This window comes from Micromonospora sp. M71_S20 (assembly GCF_003664255.1).
Lineage (GTDB): Bacteria > Actinomycetota > Actinomycetes > Mycobacteriales > Micromonosporaceae > Micromonospora.
This window is the reverse complement of sequence record NZ_RCCV01000003.1, coordinates 659,603-682,017: the sequence shown is the minus strand read 5'-3', so window position 1 is coordinate 682,017 and position 22,415 is coordinate 659,603. Positions and strand designations below refer to the sequence as shown.

Genomic DNA, 22,415 nt, shown 5'->3' with positions numbered 1-22,415 from the left:
GGCCGGCGCAGCCGGCCCGCCCGCGGCGGCGTCAGCCGACCGCGCCCTCCATCTGGAGCTCGATCAGGCGGTTGAGTTCCAGGGCGTACTCCATCGGGAGTTCCTTGGCGATCGGCTCGATGAAGCCGCGAACGATCATCGCCATCGCCTCGTCCTCGCTCAGGCCCCGGCTCATCAGGTAGAAGAGCTGGTCGTCGCTGATCTTGGAGACGGTCGCCTCGTGCCCCATCGACACGTCGTCCTCGCGGATGTCGACGTACGGGTAGGTGTCCGAGCGGGAGATGGTGTCGACCAGCAGCGCGTCGCACTTGACCGTGCTGCGGCTGCTGTGCGAGCCCTCCAGCACCTGGACCAGGCCGCGGTACGACGTGCGGCCGCCGCCCCGGGCGATCGACTTGGAGATGATGGTCGAGGAGGTGTGCGGCGCGGCGTGCACCATCTTGGCGCCCGCGTCCTGGTGCTGCCCCTCGCCGGCCATGGCCACCGAGAGCACCTCGCCCTTGGCGTGCTCGCCGGTCATGTAGACCGCCGGGTACTTCATGGTGACCTTGGAGCCGATGTTGCCGTCGACCCACTCCATGGTCGCGCCCTCATGGCAGACGGCACGCTTGGTGACCAGGTTGTAGACGTTGTTCGACCAGTTCTGGATGGTCGTGTAGCGGCACCGGGCGTTCTTCTTCACGATGATCTCCACGACCGCGCTGTGCAGCGAGTCGGAGGAGTACAGCGGCGCGGTGCAGCCCTCGACGTAGTGCACGTACGCGCCCTCGTCGACGATGATCAGCGTCCGCTCGAACTGGCCCATGTTCTCCGTGTTGATCCGGAAGTAGGCCTGCAACGGGATCTCCACGTGCACGCCCTTCGGCACGTAGATGAACGAGCCGCCGGACCACACGGAGGTGTTCAGCGCGGCGAACTTGTTGTCGCCGACCGGGATCACCGTGCCGAAGTACTCCTTGAAGACGTCCTCGTGCTCGCGCAGCGCGGTGTCGGTGTCGAGGAAGACGACGCCCTGCTCCTCGAGGTCCTCGCGGATCTTGTGGTAGACGACCTCGGACTCGTACTGCGCCGCGACGCCGGCGACCAGCCGCTGCTTCTCCGCCTCGGGGATGCCCAGCCGGTCGTAGGTGTTCTTGATGTCCTCGGGCAGGTCCTCCCAGCTGGTGGCCTGCTTCTCCGTGGACCGCACGAAGTACTTGATGTTGTCGAAGTCGATCCCGGTGAGGTCGGCGCCCCAGGCCGGCATCGGCTTGCGGCCGAACAGCCGCAGGCCCTTCAGCCGCAGGTCGAGCATCCAGGCCGGCTCGTTCTTCTTGGCCGAGATGTCCCGCACCACCGCCTCGCTGAGGCCGCGCTGGGCGACCGCCCCGGCGACGTCCGGGTCGGCCCAGCCGTACTCGTAGCGACCCAGGGCGGCGAGCTGCTCTTCCTGCGTCAGGGGCTGGACGATCTGCTCGGTCATCTATCTGTCCTCACAGTGGTGACGGTCTTACCGGAACGGGCACGCCCCGGCTGGGTGGGAATGTGCGTGGTGCACACTCCGTCGCCGTGCGCGATGGTGGCCAGGCGCTGCACGTGGGTGCCGACCAGGCGGGAGATCACCGCGGTCTCGGCCTCGCACAGCTGGGGGAACTCGGCGGCCACGTGCGCCACCGGGCAGTGGTGCTGACAGAGCTGGCCGCCGGTGGCGATCGTGGACGCGTTCGCAGCGTAACCCTCGGCGGTCAGCGCTCCGGCGAGTGCCTCGGCCCGCGCGAGCGGGTCGTCGCCGGCGTCCTCCATGGCGGCCCGGCAGCGGGTCTCCAGCGCGGCGACCTGGTCGGTGGCGAACGCCTCGACCGCCGCGGCGCCGCCGTTGCGGGCGATCCAGCGCAGCGCGGCGGTGGCCATGTTGTCGTAGTGGTGGGTGCCACAACGCACCCGGGCCGCGTCGGTCAGCACGAACACCTTCGCCGGCCGGCCCCGGCCGCGGTGGCCCCGGACGGTCTGCTCGCGGGCGACGACGTCGCCGTCGGCGAGCATCGCGTCGAGGTGCCGGCGGATGGCGGCCGGGCTGAGCCCGAGTGCCGAGCCGAGCTGCGCCGCGGTGGTCGCGCCCCGCTCCAGCAGCAGCTGGGTGACCCGGTCACGGGTGGAGAGGTCCGCGACGGACGCGGACTGACCGGCGGCCGGAGCGACCGCCGGCTGGTGCCCGGAGAGCGCCGCCGCGTTTTTCACAACGCCAACGTTACGTAATTCGTCCGGAGCCCGCAAACCCGGGCCCCGGTGATCCGAACCACCGCACGGACGGAGTCACCCGATCGCGCTCCACTACGGTGCGTAGGATTTGCGCCGTGAAGCGATCCGTCCGGTTCCCGGTCTCCACCGCCCTGCTGCGCCGTCTCGCGCTCGCCTCGATCATCGCGAACGTGGGCATCGTCGTCACCGGCGGGGCCGTCCGGCTCACCGGGTCCGGCCTCGGCTGCCCCACCTGGCCCCGGTGCACCGAGGAGTCGTACGTGACGACACCGGAGATGGGCATCTACGGGGTGATCGAGTTCGGCAACCGCCTGCTCACCTTCGCCGTCGGCGTCATCGCGCTGGCGGTGCTGCTGGCCGTGCTGCTGCACCTCCCCCGGCGCCGGGACCTGGTCCCGCTCGCGGTCGCCGTGCTCCTCGGCATCCCCGCGCAGGCGGTCATCGGCGGGATCACCGTGCTCACCGACCTCAACCCGTGGGTGGTCGGCCTGCACTTCCTCGCCTCGATGCTGGTGATCGCGGCCGCGTACGCGCTGTGGCGGCGGATCAAGGACCCGGCGGGCCCGGCGGAGGCCGTCGTGCCCGCCCCGCTGCGGACCCTCACGGCGATCACCACCGTGGTCAGCGCGGCGGTGCTGGTGATCGGCACCTGGGTGACCGGCAGCGGCCCGCACGCGGGCGACCACGGCGCCGCCCGCAACGGGCTCGACCCGGAGACGATCTCCCAGGTGCACGCCGACAGCGTCTTCCTGCTGATCGGCCTGTCCGTGGCGCTGGTCTTCGCCTTCCGCGCGGTCGGCGCGCAGCGGGCCGCGCGGGCCGCGCTGGTGCTCGTCGCCGTCGAGCTGGGCCAGGGCCTCATCGGGTTCGTGCAGTACTTCACCAACCTGCCGGCGCTGCTGGTGGGCGCGCACATGCTGGGTTCCTGCCTGGTGCTGTTGGCCACCCTCTCGGTGCAGTGGTCCACCCGCGAGCGCCGCCCGGTCGCGCCGTCGCCGGCCCCGGACGCCGCCGACCGGGCCGTCCCCGTCGCCGCCTGACCGCGCCCCTCCCCGCCACACCACGGGAACCCGGCCCCCGCACCACACGGAAACCCCGGGAGCCGCAGCCGCCGTCGTTCCGCAGGCCCGCTGGCGCGGCCCAACCGTCCCTGACGTCGGCTGCCGGAAGCAGGTCAGCCGGCGGCGCGGCCCAGCAGGGTCAGGATCGCGTCGGCCAAGCGGTCGGCGGCGCCGTCGGCGTGGCCGAGGAACAGCGACGGCTCGGTGAGCTCCAGCTCCACCAGGACCGGCGCGTCGTCCGGGCCCGGGATCAGGTCCACCCGGGCGTAGAGCAACCGTCCCGGCCCGCCGGGCACCGCCGCGAGGGCCCTGTCCGCCACCGCCAGTTGCTCCGGGGTGGCGGTGCTGACGGTGATCTCCTCGGGCCGGTACAGCCCGTCGACGCCGAGGTCCGGGCCGGTCAGCATCGGGCCCTTGCGCACGGCGTGGCTGAACGCCGGGCCGCCCGGCCCGGCCAGGAAGAGCAGCGCCGTCTCGCCGGCCGTGTCGACCGCGTCGAGGTACGGCTGCACCATGGCCAGCCGGCCCGCGTCCGACAGCCGCCGCACGTGCGCCACGGCCAGTTCCCGGTGCTGCGGATCGGCCAGGTCGTAGCGGCCGGTGTCCCGGCTGCCGAGGCCGACGGCCGGCTTGACGACGTACTCGCCGCGGGCGGCGGGCGGTCGCCAACCCTCCCCCGGCGCGACCCAGGACGTCGGCACGGTACGCACCCCGGCCGCGGACAGCTCGGCCAGGTACCGCTTGTCGGTGTTCCAGCGCACCACGTCGGCCGGGTTGGCCAGGGCGGGCACCCGCGACGCCCAGGCGAGGAACTCGTCGCGGCGCAGCACGTAGTCCCACGGCGAGCGGAGCACCGCCAGGTCGTACGCCGGCCAGTCGGCGGACGGATCGGCCCAGTCCAGCACCTCGACGGTCACGCCGCGGCGCGCCAGCGGTTCGAGCAGCAGCCGATCGTCGGGGTCGAGGTCGGGCAGTTCGGCACAGGTAACGAGAGCGACCCGGGGTTCCCCCCGGGTCGGCTGGTGGTGATCGGTCAAGTTATGTCAACGGGCCATCGTGCGCCGGGCCATCGACCGCCACAGGTCGTTGCTCGGACGCATCTGGTCCATCAGTTCACGCTCCCAGGCGTTCTCGACGGTGACTCCCGCCTTCGCGCAGGCCTCCCGCGCCACGACGGTGTCGTCGGCGAACTGGTCGCCCCACACCCCGTCCTCGCCCACGAGGACGATGCGCGCGCCACGCTTGCCGACGTACTCGATGACCGCCTTCGCCCCGCCGTGACCGGCGGCGAACGACTTGATGCCCGCGACCAGGCCCTGCGGCGGGGCCTGCCCGGGGGTCTGCTCGGCCGTCAGCGTCGTATCGGAACCTTCTGCCATGACGGGAAGCGTAAGCAGACTTCCACCCGGGCGGGCGAGAACCATGAACCTTTTGTGATGCCAATTACCCGCAGGTTTAAGGAGAAGCACAGGCGATATGCCCGGTCTTGTCCGGACTTATCCCTCCAAAACTCCGCCCCGAACCGGGCCGGCCCGGGGCATCCCAGCGGTTCCGGACCCATACCGACGGCGTCACCGATGTGACAAGAAACCCGGACAAGCTATACACCATGATGATTTTCCGGTACGGCCTCCGGCCGCGCGGACCGGGAGAAGGCGTCAGGCCGGGACCCGGCTCGGCGCGGCGGCCCGTTCGGATCGGCGGGCGCCGCCCGGTCAGATCAGCGCGTCGAGCGCGACGGCGGCGAAGAGGATGGTCAGGTAGGTCGTCGACCAGTGGAACAGCCGCATCGGCTTGACGGCCTGCCCCCGCGCCACCCGCCGGGCGAGCTTGTGCGCCTCCACCACGAAGATGGCACCGACCACCACGGCGGGCACGCCGTAGATGAGGCTCATCCCCAGCGGCCACACGGCCAGCGAGGACGCCACGGTCAGCCAGGCGAAGCCGATGATCTCGGCGTTGACCCGCCGCGTGGAGGCCACCACCGGCAGCATCGGGATGCCGGCCCGGGCGTAGTCGTCCTTGTACTTCATCGCCAGTGGGTAGAAGTGCGGCATCTGCCAGAAGAAGACCACCGCGAACAGCGCCCACGCGGCCGGGGCGAGCGTCCCGGTCACCGCCGCCCAGCCGATCAGCACCGGCGCCGCCCCGCAGGCCCCGCCCCAGAACGTGTTGGCCGTCGTGGTCCGCTTCAGCCAGAGGGTGTAGACGACGTCGTAGTAGACGATCGCGGCCAGCGTGAGCCCGGCGGCCAGCAGGTTGGTGAACGCCGCCATCATCGCGACCGACACCGCCGCCAGCACCAGCCCGAAGATCAACGCGTTACGCGGTGTCACGGTGTGCGCCGGCAGCGGGCGACGCTTGGTGCGCCGCATCAGCTGGTCGATGTCCCGGTCGATGTAGCAGTTGATGACGCTGGCCGCGCCCGCGGCGAGCGATCCGCCGACCAGCACCACCGCCACCAGCCAGAGCGACGGCAGGCCGCCGTCCGCGAGCATCATCGCCGGCACCGTGGTGACGAGGAGCAGCTCCACGATCCGCGGCTTGGTCAGCGTCACGTAGGCCGCGACCACCGCGCGGACGTCCCGGCGGGCCACCGCCGACTCCTCCGCCGCAGTCCGCACCGGCTGCCCGGCAGAGTTGCTGACGGGGCGCTCGGTGATCATGCTCACGGATTGCCACCTTCCGGCGTCGGCAGGGGAGGTCGGATCGGCCGGACCCGACTGGGGCCACACGCCGCACCACAGACTACGCGTCGTCGTTTTGGCTGCCCGGGCGACCCGACAACGGTGCGGGCCGTCACACCGTGGAGGCAGGGCCACGGACCGGCGCCGACCAGTACAGACCGGCATGCAGAGATCCCTGGGCGGACGTTTAGGACCGCTCGATAGGGTCATCACTGAGGGTTCCGCCCATCTGCCGAGGAGCACAACCATCGTGGCTGCCAACCGACCCGAGCACCCCGCACTCAACTGGTCCGACCTCGACCGCCGGGCCGTCGACACCGTCCGCGTGCTGGCCATGGATGCCGTGGAGAAATCCGGCAACGGCCACCCGGGCACCGCGATGAGCCTCGCGCCCGCGGCCTACCTGCTCTTCAACCGGGTCATGCGGCACAACCCGGCCGACCCGAACTGGCCCGGCCGGGACCGCTTCGTGCTCTCCGCGGGCCACTCCAGCCTCACCCTCTACATCCAGCTCTTCCTCTCCGGCTACCCGCTGGCCCTGCAGGACCTGGAGTCGCTGCGGCAGTGGGGCTCGCTGACCCCGGGCCACCCCGAGCACGGGCACACCCCCGGCGTGGAGACCACCACCGGTCCGCTCGGGCAGGGCCTCGGCAACGCGGTCGGCATGGCGATGGCCGCCCGCCGCGAGCGCGGCCTGTTCGACCCGGAGGCCGAGCCCGGCCGGTCGGTCTTCGACCACGACATCTGGTGCATCGTCTCCGACGGCGACATCGAGGAGGGCATCAGCCACGAGGCCAGCGCGCTCGCCGGGCACCAGCAGCTCGGCAACCTCACGGTGATCTACGACGACAACGAGATCTCGATCGAGGACGACACCCGGATCGCCAAGAGCGAGGACGTCGCCGCCCGCTACGAGGCGTACGGCTGGCACGTGCAGACCGTCGACTGGCGCGCCGGCGACGCCGACCAGGGCGACTACCACGAGGACGTCGAGGCCCTGCACCGGGCGCTGCTGGCGGCGAAGGCCGAGACCGGCCGCCCCTCGTTCATCGCGCTGCGCACCATCATCGGCTGGCCCGCGCCCAACAAGAAGAACACCGGCAAGATCCACGGTTCGGCGCTGGGCGCCGACGAGGTGGCCGCCACCAAGCAGCTCCTCGGCTTCGACCCGGCGCGGACCTTCGAGGTCGACGAGGAGATGCTCGGCCACGCCCGCACGGTGATGGAGCGCGGCGCCCGGGCCCAGCAGGAGTGGACCACGGCGTTCGACGCCTGGGCGAAGGCCAACCCGGAGCGCCGCGCACTCTACGACCGGATGGCCGGGCGGATCCTGCCGAGCGGCTGGACCGAGGCGCTGCCGGAGTTCCCGGCCGACGCCAAGGGCATCGCCACCCGGGCGGCCTCCGGCAAGGTCCTGGAGGCGCTCGCCGGAGTGCTGCCGGAGCTGTGGGGCGGCTCGGCCGACCTGGCGGAGAGCAACAACACCACCATGAAGGGCGAGCCGTCCTTCGTCCCCGCCGTCCACGCCACCAAGGACTTCCCCGGCCACGAGTACGGCCGCACGCTGCACTTCGGCATCCGCGAGCACGCCATGGGCGCCATCCTCAACGGCATCGCGCTGCACGGCGGCACCCGCCCGTACGGCGGCACCTTCCTCGTCTTCAGCGACTACATGCGCCCGTCGGTGCGGCTCGCCGCGCTGATGAAGCTGCCGGTGGTCTACGTCTGGACGCACGACTCGATCGGCCTCGGCGAGGACGGCCCCACGCACCAGCCGGTGGAGCACCTGAGCGCGCTGCGCGCCATCCCCGGCCTGGACGTGGTCCGGCCGGCCGACGCCAACGAGACGGCCTGGGCCTGGCGGCAGGCGCTGGAGCACACCGACCGGCCGACCGCGCTGGCGCTGAGCCGGCAGGCGCTGCCGACGCTGGACCGGTCGACCCTGGCCGGCGCCGAGGGCGTGGCGAAGGGCGGCTACGTGCTCGCCGAGGCATCCAACGGCAAACCGCAGGTGATCCTCATCGGCACCGGCTCCGAGGTGCAGCTCTGCCTGACCGCCCGCGACCGGCTGGAGGCCGACGGCACCCCGACCCGGGTCGTCTCGATGCCGTGCCAGGAGTGGTTCTTCGAGCAGGACGAGGCGTACCGGGAGTCGGTGCTGCCGCGCGGGGTAAAGGCACGGGTGAGCGTGGAGGCGGGCATCAGCATGTCCTGGCACGGCATCGTCGGCGACTGCGGCGAGAGCGTCAGCCTGGAGCACTACGGCGCGAGCGCCCCGCACTCCGTGCTCTTCGAGCAGTTCGGCTTCACGCCCGACCGGATCGTGGCTGCCGCGCACGCGGCGCTGACCCGGATGGGCGACATCACCGGTTTCACGACCGGCAACTGAGGGGAGCGTGGACGGTATGACGGACAGGCTGAGTGAACTCACCGCCGCAGGCGTGGCGGTCTGGCTCGACGACCTTTCCCGGGTACGGCTGTCCTCCGGCGGGCTGGACCAGCTCCGCCGGGAGAAGCACGTGGCCGGGGTGACCACCAACCCGACGATCTTCGCCAAGGCGCTGAGCGACGCCGACGAGTACGACTGGCAGCTGCGCGACCTCGCCGCCCGTGGGGTGGAGGTCGAGGAGGCCGTGCGCATGCTCACCACCTACGACGTGCGGTGGGCGTGCGACGTGATGCGCCCGTCGTACGAGGGCAGCGCCGGGGTCGACGGCCGGGTCTCCATCGAGGTGGACCCCCGGCTGGCCCACGAGACCGACAAGACCGTCGCCGAGGCCAAGGCGCTGTGGTGGCTCGTCGACCGGCCGAACCTCTTCATCAAGATCCCGGCCACCGAGGCCGGCCTGCCGGCGATCACCGCCACCCTGGCGGAGGGGATCAGCGTCAACGTCACGCTGATCTTCGGGCTGGACCGCTACTCGCAGGTGATGGAGGCGTTCCTGGCCGGCCTGGAGCAGGCGAAGGCGAACGGGCACGACCTGTCGAAGATCGGGTCGGTCGCGTCGTTCTTCGTCTCCCGCGTCGACAGCGAGGTCGACAAGCGGCTGGAGAAGCTCGGCTCCGACGAGGCCAAGGCGCTGCGCGGCAAGGCCGCCGTCGCCAACGCCAAGCTGGCGTACGAGCGCTACGGCGAGGTGTTCTCCTCGGACCGCTGGCAGGCCCTCGCCGACGCCGGCGCCCACCCGCAGCGGCCGCTGTGGGCCTCCACCTCGACCAAGAACCCGGACTACCGGGACGTCATCTACGTCGAGGAGCTGATCGCCCCCGGCACGGTCAACACCATGCCGGAGCCGGTCGTGCACGCGTACGCCGACCACGGCGAGACCCGCGGCGACACCATCACCGGTTCGTACGACGAGGCCCGCAAGGTCTTCGCGGACCTGGAGTCGGTCGGGATCGACATGGCCGACGTCATCGAGACCCTGGAGCGCGAGGGCGTGGAGAAGTTCGAGACGAGCTGGCAGGAACTGCTCGACGGCGTCCGCAAGTCGCTGTCGGCCGCGGGCCGGGGCGCCGGCCGCCCGGGTGACGCCGCCAAGGACAACGCGCAGGCCGCGCAGCAGGCAGGGGGCAACGCGTGAGTGATCTGCTCGCCCGGGCGGTCGAGGCCGCCGCCGGGCTCTCCGTGCACGGGGCCGACACGGTCGACAGGTCGGCCCCCGCCTCCACCCGGGACGCGCTGGTGAGCGCCGGCACGCCGGGCAAGCTGGCCGCGAAAGACCCGACCCTGTGGGGTCCGGACGCCGAGGCCGAGGCGAAGATCCGCCTCGGCTGGGTGGACACCCACCTGCGCAGCCGGGAGCTGCTGCCCCAGCTCGCCGAGCTGAAGGCGGAGCTGGCCGACCTGGACCACGTGGTGCTCGCCGGGATGGGCGGCTCGTCGCTGGCCCCCGAGGTCATCGCCCGTACCCTCGGCAAGCAGCTGACGGTGCTCGACACCACCGACCCGGGGCAGGTCCGGGCGGCGCTGGCCGACCGGCTGGAGCGCACCGTGGTCGTGGTGGCCAGCAAGTCCGGTTCGACCGTCGAGACCGACAGCCACCGCCGGGCGTACTGGCAGGCGTTCCTCGACGCGGGGATGACCGAGGCGGAGGCCGGCCGGCACTTCGTCGTCGTCACCGACCCCGGCTCGCCGCTGGAGGCCACCGCCGCCGAGATGGGCGCCTTCACCGTGCTCGCCGACCCGAACGTGGGCGGCCGCTACTCGGCGCTGACCGCGTTCGGGCTGGTCCCGTCGGCGCTGGCCGGCGTCGAGGTGGCCGAGCTGCTCGACGAGGCCGACGCGCTGGCGCGGTCGCTGGGCGGGGACCGCGACAACCCGGGCCTGGCGCTCGGCGCGGCGCTCGGCGCGGCGGCCACCATGGGCCGGGACAAGGTCGCCCTGATCTCCGACGGCACCGGCATCGAGGGCCTCGGCGACTGGGCCGAGCAGCTGATCGCCGAGTCCACCGGCAAGGCCGGGGTCGGCATCCTGCCGGTCGTCGTGGAGTCGCCGCAGAGCCCCGGCGCCACCGGCGACGACGTGCTCACCGTGACCTACGGCGGCGCGCTGCCCGCCGGCGCCGTCCCCGGCGGCGGCGCCGACGCCGACGTGGCCGTCAACGGCCCGCTCGGCGCGCAGTTCCTCGCCTGGGAGTACGCCACCGCGATCGCCGGCGTGGTGCTCGGCATCGACCCGTTCAACCAGCCCAACGTCACCGAGTCCAAGGAGAACACGAACCGGATCCTCGCCTCCGGTCCGCCGGCGGAGACGCCGTCGTTCACCGAGGGCGCGATCGAGGTGTACGCGCCGCAGGGCGCCCCGGGCGACCTGGCCGGCGTGCTCCGCCAGCTGGTCGACGCGGCGGGCGACGACGGCTACCTCGCGGTGATGGCGTACCTCGACCGGTTCGCCGACGCCGACGCGGCCCGGCTGCGGCCGCTGCTGGCCGGTGCCGCCGGACGGCCGGTCACCTTCGGTTGGGGGCCGCGGTTCCTGCACTCCACCGGCCAGTACCACAAGGGCGGCCCGCAGGTCGGCAGCTACCTCCAGCTCACCGGCGCGGTCGCCGACGACCTGCCGGTGCCGGGCCGGCCGTACACCTTCGGGGAGTTGCAGGCGGCGCAGGCCGCCGGCGACCGGCAGGCCCTGGCCGAGCGGAAGCGCCCGCTGGTCCGGCTGCACCTGACCGACCGGTCGGCGGGCGTGGCCCAGCTGCTCGATGCGGCCGGGGCGTTGCGGGCGTGACGATGGGGACCATGGATGACGCGGAGCGAGGAGGCGGCGTGAACCCGCTGCGCGACCCGCAGGACCGCCGGCTGCCGAGGATCCCGGAGCCGTGCGCTCTGGTGATCTTCGGCGTCACCGGTGACCTGGCCCGCAAGAAGCTCCTGCCGGCCGTGTACGACCTGGCGAACCGGGGGCTGCTGCCCCCGGGCTTCGCCGTGCTCGGCTTCGCCCGCCGGGACTGGGGCGACGGGGACTTCGAGTCGCTCGCCCACGAGGCCGCCAAGAAGCACGCCCGCACCCCCTGGCGGGAGGAGGTGTGGGCGCGGCTGGTGGGCAACATCAAGTTCGTCGGCGGCTCGTTCGACGACGACGCCGCGTTCGACCACCTCTCCGAGATGCTGGACGAGCTGCGCCAGACGCACGGGATCCCGGGCAACGCCGCCTTCTACTTCTCCATCCCCCCGGCGGCGTTCCCCGTGGTCCTCAAGCAGCTGGCCCGCACCGGGATGGCCGACAACGCCAAGTCCGGCGGCTGGCGCCGGGTGGTGGTGGAGAAGCCCTTCGGGCACGACCTGCCCTCGGCGAAGGCGCTCAACGACCTGGTCGACGACGTCTTCACCCGCAAGGACGTCTTCCGCATCGACCACTACCTGGGCAAGGAGACCGTCCAGAACATCCTCGCCCTGCGGTTCGCCAACAACCTGTTCGAGCCGCTGTGGAACTCCAAGTACGTCGACTCGGTGCAGATCACCATGGCCGAGGACGTCGGCATCGGCACCCGCGCCGGCTTCTACGACTCGGCCGGCGCGGCCCGTGACGTGTTCCAGAACCACCTGCTCCAGCTGTTGGCGTTGGTGGCGATGGAGGAGCCGACGAGCTTCGACGCCGACGAGATCCGCACGGAGAAGCTCAAGGTGCTCCGTGCGATCACCCTGCCGAAGGACGTGGCCGAGGGCACCGTACGCGGGCAGTACCTGCCCGGCTGGGTGGGCGGCGAGCGTGCCGTCGGGTATCTGGAGGAGAAGGGCGTCCCGGAGGACTCGACCACGGAGACCTACGTGGCCGTCCGGCTCGGCATCCAGAACCGCCGCTGGGCGGAGGTGCCGTTCTACATCCGGGCCGGCAAGCGGCTGCCGCGGCGGGTCACCGAGGTCGCCATCATGTTCAAGCGGGCGCCGCACCTGCCGTTCAACGAAGCCGACATGGAGTCGCTGGGCAACAACCAGCTCGTGATCCGGGTGCAGCCGGACGAGGGCGTCGTGCTCAAGTTCGGCTCCAAGGTGCCCGGCACCACGATGGAGGTCCGCGACATCGCGATGGACTTCCAGTACGGCGAGGCGTTCACCGAGGCCAGCCCCGAGGCGTACGAGCGGCTCGTGCTGGACGTGCTGATCGGCGACCGCACCCTCTTCCCGGACGCCGCCGAGGTCGAGCAGAGCTGGCAGGTGGTGGACCCGCTGGAGCACGCGTGGGCGGGCACGAAGCCGGAACCGTACCGGGCCGGCGAGTGGGGCCCCCGGGCCGCCGACGAGATGCTGGCCCGCGAGGGCCGGGCATGGCGGCGAGCGTGAGCGCGAGGAGTGAGCCGGTTCTGCGAGCCTCGCGGTCGCGAACGAAGGCAGGTGCCGTGAGCAGCCGCACCGAGCAAACCAGGAGGCTCCATTGATCGGCCTGTGGGACACCACCGGCAACGAGGTGGTCAAGGCGCTGGCCGCCGAGCGGCGCAGCGCCGGCGGGGTGGCCAGCGGCATGGCGCTCACCCTGATCGTGGTGGTGGACGAGAAGCGGGTCCGCGAGGCGGAGGCGGCGGCGACCATAGCCGCCGCCGCCCACCCCTGCCGGCTGCTGGTGGTGGTCCGCACCGACGTGGAGCGCGAACGCAACCGGCTGGACGCGGAGATCGTCGTCGGCGGCCGGCTCGGCCCGTGCGAGGCGGTGGTCACCCGGATGTACGGGCGGCTGGCCCTGCACGCCGAATCGGTGGTGATGCCGCTGCTGGTGCCGGACGTGCCGGTGGTGACGTGGTGGCACGGCGAGCCGCCGGCCGAGATCGCCACGGACTTCCTCGGCGTGGTGGCCGACCGCCGGATCACCGACTGCGCGCAGGCCGCCGACCCGATCGAGGCGCTGCGCCAGCGGGCCCGGGACTACGCCCCCGGCGACACCGACCTGGCGTGGACCCGGATCACCCCGTGGCGCACGCTCGTGGCGGGGGCGTTCGACACCACCCAGGCCAGGGTGACCGAGGCGACCGTGGTGGCCCCGCCGACCGACCCGACCGCCGCGCTGATGCAGGGCTGGCTGGCCGCGCGGCTGGGCATCGAGCCGGTGTGGGAGCACACCGACGCGTCGCCCCGGATGCGGGAGGTGCAGCTGCGCTGCGCCAACGGCGACACGCTGACGCTGACCCGGGACGACAGCGTGGCGACGTTCCGGCGTACCGGCCAGGAGGACCGGCAGCTGCCGCTCGTCCGCCGGCCGCTGGGCGACGAACTGGCCGAGGAGCTGCGCCGGCTCGACGCCGACCAGGTGTACGCGGAGGCGCTGGGCACGGCGGCCGGGCTGGCCGACCTCGACCAGCGCCCGCCGCAGCGGGTGCACGTCTGGAAGGACCCGGCCACGGCCCAGCGGGCCGAGGCGGGGGTCACCGCGCACGTGGGAACGAGCGCCGAGCACTGAGCGCCCGGCTGCCCGGGGCACCACGGAGGACCGGCCGCGCGGCGGCCGGAGAAACGAAGGCACACAGATGAGTGAGGCGAGTGTCGCCGTCCACGCCGACGCCGACCTGCTGGCCCAGGCGGTGGCCGCCCGGTTGGTGGTCAAGCTGCTCGACGCGCAGGCCGAGCGGGGCCAGGCGTCGGTGGTGCTGACCGGCGGGCGGATAGCCGCGGCGGTGCACCGGGCGGTGGCGGCGCTGCCGGCCCGGGACGCCGTGGACTGGTCCCGGGTCGACGTCTGGTGGGGCGACGAGCGGTTCCTGCCCGCCGGCGACCCCGAGCGCAACGAGACCCAGGCCCGCGCCACGCTGCTGGACGCGGTGCCGCTCGACCCCGCCCGGGTCCACCCGATGCCGGCCTCCGACGGTCCGGCCGGGCCCGACCCGGAGGAGGCGGCGGCCCGCTACGCCGAGGAGCTGGCCCGGTCGGCGCGTCCGGGGCACGCCGCGCTCCCCCACTTCGACGTGCTGATGCTGGGCGTCGGCGAGGACGGGCACGTCGCCTCGGTCTTCCCCGAGCATCCGGTGCACCACGACAGCCGGCCGGTCAGCGCGGTGCGGGGCAGCCCGAAGCCCCCGCCGGTGCGGACCACGCTGACCCTTCCGACGATCAACACGGCCGAGGAGGTCTGGCTGGTGGCCAGCGGGGCCGACAAGGCACGGGCGGTCGGCATGGCGCTGGCCGGGGCGGGGCCGGTGCAACTGCCGGCGGCCGGCGTGCAGGGCACGGGCCGGACCCTCTGGCTGCTCGACCGGGCGGCGGCGGCCGACGTCCCGGCCCGCCTGCGCAGCCTGCGCTGACGGGAAAGGGGCCCCTCGTCGACGCGGCCGTCGACGAGGGGCCCCTTGCTGTCCGCCGTGGGCGGGAACGCCGCCTAACCGGCGGGACGGCCACGCCGGCGGCGCAGGTCAGCGAGGGCCTCGGCCAGGATGGCCTCTCCCTCCGCCGCGGTGCGCCGCTCCTTCACGTACGCCAGGTGGGTCTTGTAGGGCTCGGGCCGGGCGCGGCCCGGCGGGTTCTGCGCGTCCTGGCCGGCGGGCAGGCCGCAACGCGGGCAGTCCCACACCTCCGGCACCTCGACCTCGGCGGCGAGCCGGATCTCGTTGCGGTGGTCGTTGCGGCACCAGTAGGTGACCGTCCGGCACGGGGCCGGCTGGTGGCGTTCGGGCGCGAATCCGACCCGGGTGCCCGGGATGACGTTGCCGATGGGCACGGCTGCTCGCTCCTGTCGTCGAAGGGGAACCGCCGCGGAGAGGGCGGCGGGCGACGCGGTGCAGCGGTGGAACGAACTGCGCGCGGCCCGTCGTCGACGGGCCGCGCGCAAATTGTACGACTTGGCGGGCTCAGACCGTGCCGCTGGCCATCTGGAGGCGGAGCCAGAGCCCCAGCCCGACGATGCAGGCGAACCAGACGATGCCCACCAGGACGGTGTAGCGGTCGAGGTTCTTCTCCGCCACCGAGGAACCGGCGAGGCTGGAGCTGACGCCACCGCCGAACATGCTCGACAAACCGCCGCCCTTACCGCGGTGCAGCAGGATCAGCATCGTCAGCAGGATGCTCGTGATGACCAGCAACACGATCAACGTGTATGCGAACCAGATCGGCATGGCTGGGGTCAGTCCTCTCGTTACGATCCTCGCCCGGGCAGATCGGGCACGGTGGCACCGACCGACGGACGGGCGGAGTCAAGGATAGCGAGCGATCAGCGGGAGATGTGCTCCGGGAACCGGCAGATCTTCGCGAACTCCTCGGCGTCCAGGCTCGCGCCGCCCACGAGCGCCCCGTCGACGTCCGGCTGGGCCATGATCGCCGCCACGTTCGAGGACTTGACCGACCCGCCGTAGAGAACCCGGACCTTGTCGGCGGTGTCCTGACCGAAGGACTCGGCCAGGCGCTGACGGACCGCGCCGCACACCTCCTGGGCGTCCTCCGGGGTGGCCGTCTTGCCCGTGCCGATCGCCCAGACCGGCTCGTACGCCACCACGACCTTCTGCACCTGCTCGGCGGTGAGCCCCTTCAGGGCGCCGTCGAGCTGGTCGCTGCAGTGCGCCACGTGGGTGCCCTTGTCCCGGACGTCCAGCCCCTCCCCCACGCAGAGGATCGGGGTGAGCCCGTGGGCCAACGCCGCCTGCACCTTGGCGTTGACGATCGCGTCGTCCTCGTGGTGGTAGGCACGTCGCTCCGAGTGCCCGATCACCACGTAGGTGCAGCCCAGCTTCGCCAGCATCGGGCCGGAGATGTCCCCGGTGTAGGCCCCCGACGCGTGCGGCGAGAGGTCCTGCGCGCCGTAGCCGATGAGCAGCTTGTCGCCGTCGACGGCGGTCTGCACCGTACGCAGGTCGGTGAACGGCGGCAGGACCACCGTCTCGACGTCGGTGAGCTGCTTCTCATTGAGGCTGGCCGCCAGCTTCTGCACCAGCAGGTTGGCCTCGAGGTGGTTGCAGTTCATCTTCCAGTTGCCGGCCATCAGGGGCCGGCGGGTGACGCTCGCCATCAGTTCTCCAGGGCCGCGATGCCGGGGAGGGTCTTGCCCTCCAGGTATTCCAGGGAGGCGCCACCGCCGGTGGAGATGTGCCCGAAGGACGACTCGTCCAGCCCGAGCGCCCGTACCGCGGCGGCGGAGTCACCGCCACCGACGACGGTGAACGCGTCGGTCTTCGCGATCGTCTCGGCGATCCCGCGGGTGCCGTGGGCGAACGCCGGCATCTCGAACACGCCCATCGGGCCGTTCCAGAAGATCGTCCGCGCGCCCTTGAGGGCGGCGGCGAACCCGGCGACCGTCTCGGGCCCGATGTCGAGCCCGACCCGCTTGCCGGGGATGCCGTCGGCCGGCACGGTGTCGTGCGCGGCGTCCGGGGCGAACGCGTCCGCGGCCACCACGTCGACCGGGAGCATGATCTTGCCCTCGGAGCGTTCCAGCAGGTTGCGGCAGGTCTCGACCATCTCCTCCTCCAGCAGCGAGGAGCCCACCTCGTGGCCCTGCGCCTTGAGGAAGGTGAAGCACATCCCGCCGCCGATGAGCAGCCGGTCGACCGACGGCAGCAACGCCTCGATCACCGCCAGCTTGTCGGAGACCTTCGAGCCGCCGAGCACCACCACGTACGGGCGCTCCGGCTCACCGGTCAGCCGGGACAGGACCTCCACCTCGCGCAGCACCAGCCGGCCCGCGACGTGCGGCAGCCGGGCCGGCACGTCGTGGACGCTGGCGTGCTTGCGGTGCACCGCGCCGAACGCGTCGTCGACGTACGCGTCGCCGAACGCGGCGAGCTGGTCGGCGAAGGCGCCCCGCTCGGTGTCGTCCTTGCTGGTCTCACCGGGGTTGAAGCGAAGGTTCTCCAGCAGCGCGACCTCGCCGTCGGCGAGCGCGTCCACGGTGGAGCGGGCCGACTCGCCCACGGTGTCGGTGGCGAAGTGCACCGGCGCGCCGAGCAGCTCACCGAGGCGCCCGGCGACCGGGCGCAGGCTGAACTGCGGGTCCGGGGCGCCCTTCGGGCGACCCAGGTGCGAGCAGACGACCACCTTGGCGCCGGCTCCGGTGAGCGCGCTCAGGGTGGGCAGCACGGCCCGGATGCGGCCGTCGTCAGTGATGTCACCGGACTGCTTGTCGAGCGGGACGTTCAGGTCGGCGCGCACCAGCACGCGCCGACCCGACACCCCCTCGGCGAGCAGGTCGTCGAGGGTACGGATGCTCACTTACGCCAGCCCTCCGTTCGTGACCGTCGGCTGCCTCACAGGGACTTGCCGACGAGCTTGACCAGGTCGACCAGGCGGTTCGAGTAGCCCCACTCGTTGTCGTACCAGCCGACGACCTTGACCTGGTTGCCGACGACCTTGGTCAGCGGCGCGTCGAAGATGCACGACGCCGGGTCGGTGACGATGTCCGAGGAGACGATCGGGTCCTCGTTGTAGACCAGGATGCCCTTGAGCGGGCCGTCGGCGGCGGCCTTCAGCGCGGCGTTGACCTCGTCCACCGTGGTCTCACGGTTGACGTCGACCGTGAGGTCGGTGGCCGAGCCGGTCGGGATCGGCACCCGCAGCGCGTAGCCGTCCAGCTTGCCCTTCAGCTCCGGCAGCACCAGGCCGATCGCCTTCGCCGCGCCGGTCGAGGTCGGCACGATGTTCAGCGCGGCGGCGCGGGCCCGACGCAGGTCGGAGTGCGGCGCGTCCTGGAGGTTCTGGTCCTGGGTGTACGCGTGGATCGTCGTCATCAGGCCGTGCTGGATGCCGAACGTGTCGTGCAGGACCTTCGCCATGGGCGCGAGGCAGTTGGTGGTGCAGGAGGCGTTCGAGATGATGGTGTGCTTGGCCGGGTCGTACTGGTCGTGGTTGACGCCCATGACGACCGTGACGTCCTCGTTCTTCGCCGGGGCGGAGATGATGACCTTCTTGGCCCCGCCGTCGACGTGCGCCTTCGCCTTGGTGGCGTCGGTGAAGAAGCCGGTGGACTCGATGACCACGTCCGCGCCGACCTCGCCCCACGGCAGCTTCGCCGGGTCCTTCTCGGCGAACGCCTTGATGGTCTTGCCGCCCACGGTGATCTCGTCGGCGGTGGCCTTCACCTCGTGCGGCAGGCGGCCCAGGATGCTGTCGTACTTGAGCAGGTGGGCGAGCGTCGCGTTGTCGGTCAGGTCGTTGACCGCCACGACCTCGACGTCAGCGCCGGACGCCAGCACTGCCCGGAAGAAGTTGCGGCCGATCCGGCCGAAGCCGTTGATGCCAACCCGGATGGTCACAGGTCCCATCTCCTTGCGTTCTGGTCCGCCGGCGTAAGACCCGGGCCGGCGGAGGTGTGTGCGCCGACCGTTGGAGCCGGCCGTTGACGGTTCATCTCGGCCACCCCGCCGCGGTCTCGAAGGACCTGACCGCCCGAGGCGGTGTGCACGGCGAGGAGTGCCTGTGCCGGCCCCCTTGCCGTACGCAGCGACCTTATCCGAGCGTGCGACGCAGTGCAGCGCCGGGTGGTGATCCCACCGGCACCGCCGACCCGCACCGTCCTATCAGACCACGAGCATGTCGGGCGTGACGGCTGCTTCCGTATCCGGGATGCCCAGGTCCCGGGCCCGCTTGTCGGCCAGCGCCAGCAGCCGCCGGATCCGGCCGGCGATGGCGTCCTTGGTCAACGGCGGGTCGGCCAGCGCGCCCAGCTCCTCCAGCGAGGCCTGCCGGTGCTCCAGGCGCAGCCGGCCGGCGGAGGTGAGGTGGTTGGGCGCGTCCTCGGCGAGGATCTCCAGCGCCCGGGTCACCCGGGCGGCGGCGGCGACCGCGGCCCGCGCCGAGCGGCGCAGGTTGGCGTCGTCGAAGTTGGCCAGCCGGTTCGCCGTGGCCCGCACCTCGCGGCGCACCCGCCGCTCCTCCCAGGCCAGCACGCTGGAGTGGGCGCCGATCCGGGTGAGCAGCGCGGCGATCGCGTCGCCGTCCTTGACCACCACCCGGTCCACGCCGCGCACCTCGCGGTTCTTGGCGGTGATGCCGATCCGGCGGGCCGCGCCCACCAGGGCCAGCGCGGACTCCGGACCGGGGCAGGTGATCTCCAACGCGCTGGAGCGGCCCGGCTCGGTCAGCGAGCCGTGCGCCATGAACGCGCCGCGCCAGGCCGACACCGCGCAGCAGACGTTCGCCGCGACGACGTGCGGCGGCAGCCCCCGCACCGGGCGCCCCCGCACGTCGAGCAGGCCGGTCTGCCGCGCGAGGGCCTCACCGTCCTTGACCACCCGCACGATGAAGTGGCTGCCCTTGCGCAGGCCACCGGACGCGAGCACGTGGATCTCACTCGGATAGCCGTAGACCTCCGCGATCTCCCGTCGCAGCCGTCGGGCCACCGCCCCCGTGTCGAGCTCGGCCTCCACCACGACCCGACCGGAGACGATGTGCAGCCCGCCGGCGAAGCGCAGCAGCGCCGCCATCTCCGCCCGCCGGCAGCAGGGCTTGGGCACGTCGACCCGACTCAGCTCGTCCTTGACCGCAGCCGTCATCGCCATTGTGCGTCCCCTCACGGACCTGTTCCGGCGTGTCGCCGGAGATTACGTACGTGTCTAACGATCGGCGCCCAGGACAGGCACCAGTGCGGCGCCCAGGGCGGCCGGATCATGACGGGGAGTGCCGTCGGTGACCGCGACGGGAGCGAGGACCAGGCGGGCACCCAGCGATTCTGCCGCACGTTCGACCGGTTCGGGGTCACCCGCCGCCTTGGAATCGGCGACCACACGGTCGACCCTCAGCTCCGGCAGGTACGCGCGCAGCGCGGCCAGGTGGCCGGCCTGGGAGAGCCCGGAGGTCTCCTTCTCGGCGGCGAGGTTCAGCGTGACGAGCCGCCGCGCCGGGCTGGCGACGATCGCGGCGGCGAGCTGCGGCACCAGCAGGTGCGGCAGCACGCTCGTGTACCAGCTGCCCGGCCCGAAGATCAACCAGTCGGCCGCGCCGATCGCGGCGACCGCCTGCGGGCAGGCCTCCGGCGCGACCGGGGTGAGCCGCAACGACTCCACCCGGCCGGTGGTCACCGCGACCTGGTGCTGGCCCGTGATCGTGCGCACCTCGTCCGGCCGGCGCGGGTCGGCGCCGCGGACCCGGGCCTCGATCCCCACCGGCTCGCACGACATCGGCAGCACCCGGCCGACCGCGCCGAGCATCGCGCCGGCGTGCTCCAGGGCGGCCACCGGGTCGCCGAGCAGCTCCATCAGCCCGCAGAGCACCAGGTTGCCCACCGCGTGCCCGGCCAGCCCGCCGGCGCCGTCGCCGGCCCGCCCGGCCGCACCGGCACCCGCCCGCCCGCCCGCCGCCCCTCCGGCGAGCCCGGCCGGCTGCGGGTTGGAAGGGGCCCGTCCGGTACCGGAGACCGGAAGGCGCCCCGCCGACAGGTCCCCGGCGGGAGCCGGGCCGTCGGCGGGCGGCGGCACCTCGGCGAAGCGGTGCTGGAAGAGCTTGGCACTGCGCCGGGTCGCCGGGTGGTCCCCCGCCAGCGCGACCAGCGCCTGCCGCAGGTCGCCCGGGGGCAGGCCGCCCCGCTCGGCCCGCAGCCGGCCGCTGGAGCCGCCGTCGTCACCGACGGTGACCACCGCCGTGATGTCGAGGTCCAGCTCGGGGGCGCAGCGGCGCAGGGCACGCAGCGAGGCGGACAGGCCGTGCCCGCCGCCGAAGGCGACCACGCGCGTCGCCGTCACTCGCGCCCCAGGTCGCGGTGCTGGGCGTTGGCGGCCAGACCGGAGTGGCGCAGCCGGGCGGCCAGCTCCTCGGCGATGGCCACGCTGCGGTGCTTGCCGCCGGTGCAGCCGACCGCCACGGTCAGGTAGCGCTTGCCCTCCCGCTCGAAGCCGACGGTGGTGGCGTTGACCAGGTCGGCGTACGACCCGACGAAGGCGTCCGCGCCCTCCTGCCCCAGCACGTACGAGCTGACCGCCTCGTCCCGGCCGGTGTGCTCCCGCAGCTCCGGCACCCAGTACGGGTTGGGCAGGAACCGGGCGTCGAGCACGAAGTCGGCGTCCGGCGGCAGGCCGTACTTGAAGCCGAAGGAGAGCACGGTGACCCGCAGCCGGCGGGCGTCCTCGCCGCCGAAGAGCTCCTCGACGCGGCGGCGCAGCTGGTTGACGTTCAGATGGCTGGTGTCGATGATCACGTCGGCCTGGTCGCGGGCCTCCTCCAGCAGGCCGCGCTCGACCGCGATGCCGTCGGCGAGCCGCCCGTCGCCCTGCAACGGGTGCGAGCGCCGGACGCTCTCGAACCGCCGGATCAGCACCTCGTCGTCGGCGTCGACGAAGACCACCCGGGGCGAGAAGCCGCGCTCCTTCAGCTCCCGGATCGCCCCCGCCAGGTCGGTGGAGAAGGCGCGCGAGCGCACGTCCAGCACCATCGCCGTACGCCGGGCCGCCCCGCCCGCCTTGAACGCCAGCTCGGCCATGTCGAGCATGAGCGCCTGCGGCAGGTTGTCCACCACGTAGAACCCGACGTTCTCCAGCGCCCTCGCCACCGTGCTGCGGCCGCCGCCGGAGAGCCCGGTGACCACCACCAGAGTGGTGTCCGACTCCGCCGGTGTCTGCTGCCCGGTCACCGTCGTGCCCCGTTCCTCGGCCGTACGCGCCTCGCTCACCCACTACCCCCAAGCCGTGGCGCCGCGGCCGGCACCCCCGGCCGCGCGTGGTCAATCAGCGACTCTATCCCGCACCCCCCGCACGTTGCCGGCACGTCCCGGGCCGCCGCCGTGGCGGCGCCCGCCCCGGCGGACGGCCGGACCCGGGCGCGAGGGTCGTGCTCCCGGCAGGCGGACGCCTTGGTCACGATCAGTGAACATCCAGGAAGGCCCCGCCGCGCGGGCTGGCCAGGAGTTCCGCACGCCCGGCTGAGCGACCCGGAGCCGCCGGACCGCGACGCCCCGGTCCGGCGGCCCACGGCTGGTTGACGGCCGCCCGGTCGGCGACCGGGTGATCCTCGCCGCCGGCGGCACCGGCGGGCGTCCCGTCCACGCCCCGGTCGCCGTACCGCCGGATAGTCCCCGGCGCGAACCGCCCGC

20 protein-coding genes are annotated in these 22,415 nt (G+C 72.8%); 7 read left to right on the top strand and 13 right to left on the bottom strand.

Going from position 1 to position 22,415, the window contains the following annotated elements; translation table 11 throughout:
• Positions 1-31 precede the first annotated feature (31 nt).
• Together sufB and DER29_RS28325 are read right to left on the bottom strand one after the other, a co-directional pair.
• Entirely contained in the window at positions 32-1,462 is a 1,431-nt protein-coding gene (gene sufB / locus DER29_RS28330; RefSeq protein ID WP_121400689.1) for a Fe-S cluster assembly protein SufB, read from the bottom strand.
• Positions 1,459-2,217 carry a metalloregulator ArsR/SmtB family transcription factor gene (locus tag DER29_RS28325; protein WP_121400688.1) on the bottom strand — a complete coding sequence of 253 codons (759 nt, stop codon included), beginning with the start codon at positions 2,215-2,217 and terminating at the stop codon, positions 1,459-1,461. Before DER29_RS28325 ends, sufB begins: the two co-directional genes overlap by 4 nt.
• Before the next feature lie 98 nt (positions 2,218-2,315).
• Here DER29_RS28325 and DER29_RS28320 point away from each other — a divergent pair, with 98 nt between their 5' ends.
• On the top strand, positions 2,316-3,278 hold the full coding sequence (locus DER29_RS28320) for a heme A synthase (RefSeq protein ID WP_199729574.1): 963 nt from the start codon (positions 2,316-2,318) through the stop codon (positions 3,276-3,278).
• Positions 3,279-3,412: 134 nt separating this feature from the next.
• On the opposite strand, the gene DER29_RS28315 is transcribed toward DER29_RS28320, so the two are convergent.
• From DER29_RS28315 to DER29_RS28305, 3 genes are all read right to left on the bottom strand, one after another.
• Positions 3,413-4,336, bottom strand: a complete 924-nt coding sequence (locus DER29_RS28315; RefSeq protein ID WP_121400686.1) for a RimK family alpha-L-glutamate ligase — start codon at positions 4,334-4,336, stop codon at positions 3,413-3,415.
• Between the two features lie 6 nt (positions 4,337-4,342).
• Positions 4,343-4,678: a hypothetical protein gene (locus tag DER29_RS28310; RefSeq protein ID WP_121400685.1), complete on the bottom strand. Its 336-nt coding sequence runs from the start codon at positions 4,676-4,678 to the stop codon at positions 4,343-4,345.
• 336 nt (positions 4,679-5,014) lie between these two features.
• Positions 5,015-5,971: a heme o synthase gene (locus tag DER29_RS28305; protein ID WP_121400684.1), complete on the bottom strand. Its 957-nt coding sequence runs from the start codon at positions 5,969-5,971 to the stop codon at positions 5,015-5,017.
• A gap of 265 nt (positions 5,972-6,236) precedes the next feature.
• On the opposite strand from DER29_RS28305, the gene tkt reads away from it, so the two are divergent.
• The 6 genes from tkt to pgl all read left to right on the top strand — a co-directional run bounded on the left by tkt (position 6,237) and on the right by pgl (position 14,715).
• The gene (gene tkt / locus DER29_RS28300; protein WP_121400683.1) at positions 6,237-8,375 is read left to right on the top strand and encodes a transketolase; all 2,139 of its coding nucleotides are present in this window, start codon (positions 6,237-6,239) and stop codon (positions 8,373-8,375) included.
• 16 nt (positions 8,376-8,391) lie between these two features.
• Complete coding sequence (gene tal / locus DER29_RS28295) at positions 8,392-9,570, top strand: transaldolase (protein WP_121400682.1); 1,179 nt, start codon at positions 8,392-8,394, stop codon at positions 9,568-9,570.
• Positions 9,567-11,216, top strand: a complete 1,650-nt coding sequence (locus DER29_RS28290) for a glucose-6-phosphate isomerase (protein ID WP_121400681.1) — start codon at positions 9,567-9,569, stop codon at positions 11,214-11,216. Before tal ends, DER29_RS28290 begins: the two co-directional genes overlap by 4 nt.
• 11 nt (positions 11,217-11,227) lie before the next feature.
• Entirely contained in the window at positions 11,228-12,769 is a 1,542-nt protein-coding gene (zwf, locus tag DER29_RS28285) for a glucose-6-phosphate dehydrogenase (RefSeq protein WP_370040717.1), read from the top strand.
• Between the two features lie 91 nt (positions 12,770-12,860).
• Positions 12,861-13,877, top strand: a complete 1,017-nt coding sequence (locus DER29_RS28280; RefSeq protein ID WP_121400679.1) for a glucose-6-phosphate dehydrogenase assembly protein OpcA — start codon at positions 12,861-12,863, stop codon at positions 13,875-13,877.
• A gap of 67 nt (positions 13,878-13,944) precedes the next feature.
• Positions 13,945-14,715: a 6-phosphogluconolactonase gene (gene pgl, locus DER29_RS28275; RefSeq protein WP_121400678.1), complete on the top strand. Its 771-nt coding sequence runs from the start codon at positions 13,945-13,947 to the stop codon at positions 14,713-14,715.
• A gap of 74 nt (positions 14,716-14,789) precedes the next feature.
• On the opposite strand, the gene DER29_RS28270 is transcribed toward pgl, so the two are convergent.
• The 8 genes from DER29_RS28270 to rapZ all read right to left on the bottom strand — a co-directional run bounded on the left by DER29_RS28270 (position 14,790) and on the right by rapZ (position 21,956).
• Complete coding sequence (locus DER29_RS28270; RefSeq protein ID WP_121400677.1) at positions 14,790-15,128, bottom strand: RNA polymerase-binding protein RbpA; 339 nt, start codon at positions 15,126-15,128, stop codon at positions 14,790-14,792.
• Between the two features lie 130 nt (positions 15,129-15,258).
• Positions 15,259-15,522, bottom strand: a complete 264-nt coding sequence (secG, locus tag DER29_RS28265) for a preprotein translocase subunit SecG (RefSeq protein ID WP_121400676.1) — start codon at positions 15,520-15,522, stop codon at positions 15,259-15,261.
• 95 nt (positions 15,523-15,617) lie between these two features.
• Positions 15,618-16,409: a triose-phosphate isomerase gene (gene tpiA / locus DER29_RS28260; protein ID WP_121400675.1), complete on the bottom strand. Its 792-nt coding sequence runs from the start codon at positions 16,407-16,409 to the stop codon at positions 15,618-15,620.
• Positions 16,409-17,608 (bottom strand): phosphoglycerate kinase, encoded by a 1,200-nt coding sequence (pgk, locus tag DER29_RS28255; protein WP_121400674.1) that lies wholly within the window; start codon positions 17,606-17,608, stop codon positions 16,409-16,411. The genes tpiA and pgk overlap by 1 nt, the downstream gene beginning before the upstream one ends.
• A gap of 35 nt (positions 17,609-17,643) precedes the next feature.
• On the bottom strand, positions 17,644-18,648 hold the full coding sequence (gap, locus tag DER29_RS28250; protein WP_121400673.1) for a type I glyceraldehyde-3-phosphate dehydrogenase: 1,005 nt from the start codon (positions 18,646-18,648) through the stop codon (positions 17,644-17,646).
• Between the two features lie 264 nt (positions 18,649-18,912).
• Positions 18,913-19,893, bottom strand: a complete 981-nt coding sequence (gene whiA, locus DER29_RS28245) for a DNA-binding protein WhiA (protein WP_088999356.1) — start codon at positions 19,891-19,893, stop codon at positions 18,913-18,915.
• Positions 19,894-19,947: 54 nt separating this feature from the next.
• Positions 19,948-21,072 (bottom strand): 2-phospho-L-lactate transferase CofD family protein, encoded by a 1,125-nt coding sequence (locus tag DER29_RS28240; RefSeq protein ID WP_121400672.1) that lies wholly within the window; start codon positions 21,070-21,072, stop codon positions 19,948-19,950.
• On the bottom strand, positions 21,069-21,956 hold the full coding sequence (gene rapZ / locus DER29_RS28235; protein ID WP_121400930.1) for an RNase adapter RapZ: 888 nt from the start codon (positions 21,954-21,956) through the stop codon (positions 21,069-21,071). The genes DER29_RS28240 and rapZ overlap by 4 nt, the downstream gene beginning before the upstream one ends.
• Between the last annotated feature and the right edge of the window lie 459 nt (positions 21,957-22,415).

Bases quoted from the DNA above. Each gene is read 5' to 3' on its own strand.
- sufB (WP_121400689.1), bottom strand. From the start codon at position 1,462: ATGACCGAGCAGATCGTCCAGCCCCTGACGCAGGAAGAGCAGCTCGCC.
- DER29_RS28310 (WP_121400685.1), bottom strand. From the start codon at position 4,678: ATGGCAGAAGGTTCCGATACGACGCTGACGGCCGAGCAGACCCCCGGG.
- tal (WP_121400682.1), top strand. From the start codon at position 8,392: ATGACGGACAGGCTGAGTGAACTCACCGCCGCAGGCGTGGCGGTCTGG.
- zwf (WP_370040717.1), top strand. From the start codon at position 11,228: ATGGATGACGCGGAGCGAGGAGGCGGCGTGAACCCGCTGCGCGACCCG.
- pgl (WP_121400678.1), top strand. From the start codon at position 13,945: ATGAGTGAGGCGAGTGTCGCCGTCCACGCCGACGCCGACCTGCTGGCC.
- secG (WP_121400676.1), bottom strand. From the start codon at position 15,522: ATGCCGATCTGGTTCGCATACACGTTGATCGTGTTGCTGGTCATCACG.
- tpiA (WP_121400675.1), bottom strand. From the start codon at position 16,409: ATGGCGAGCGTCACCCGCCGGCCCCTGATGGCCGGCAACTGGAAGATG.
- whiA (WP_088999356.1), bottom strand. From the start codon at position 19,893: ATGGCGATGACGGCTGCGGTCAAGGACGAGCTGAGTCGGGTCGACGTG.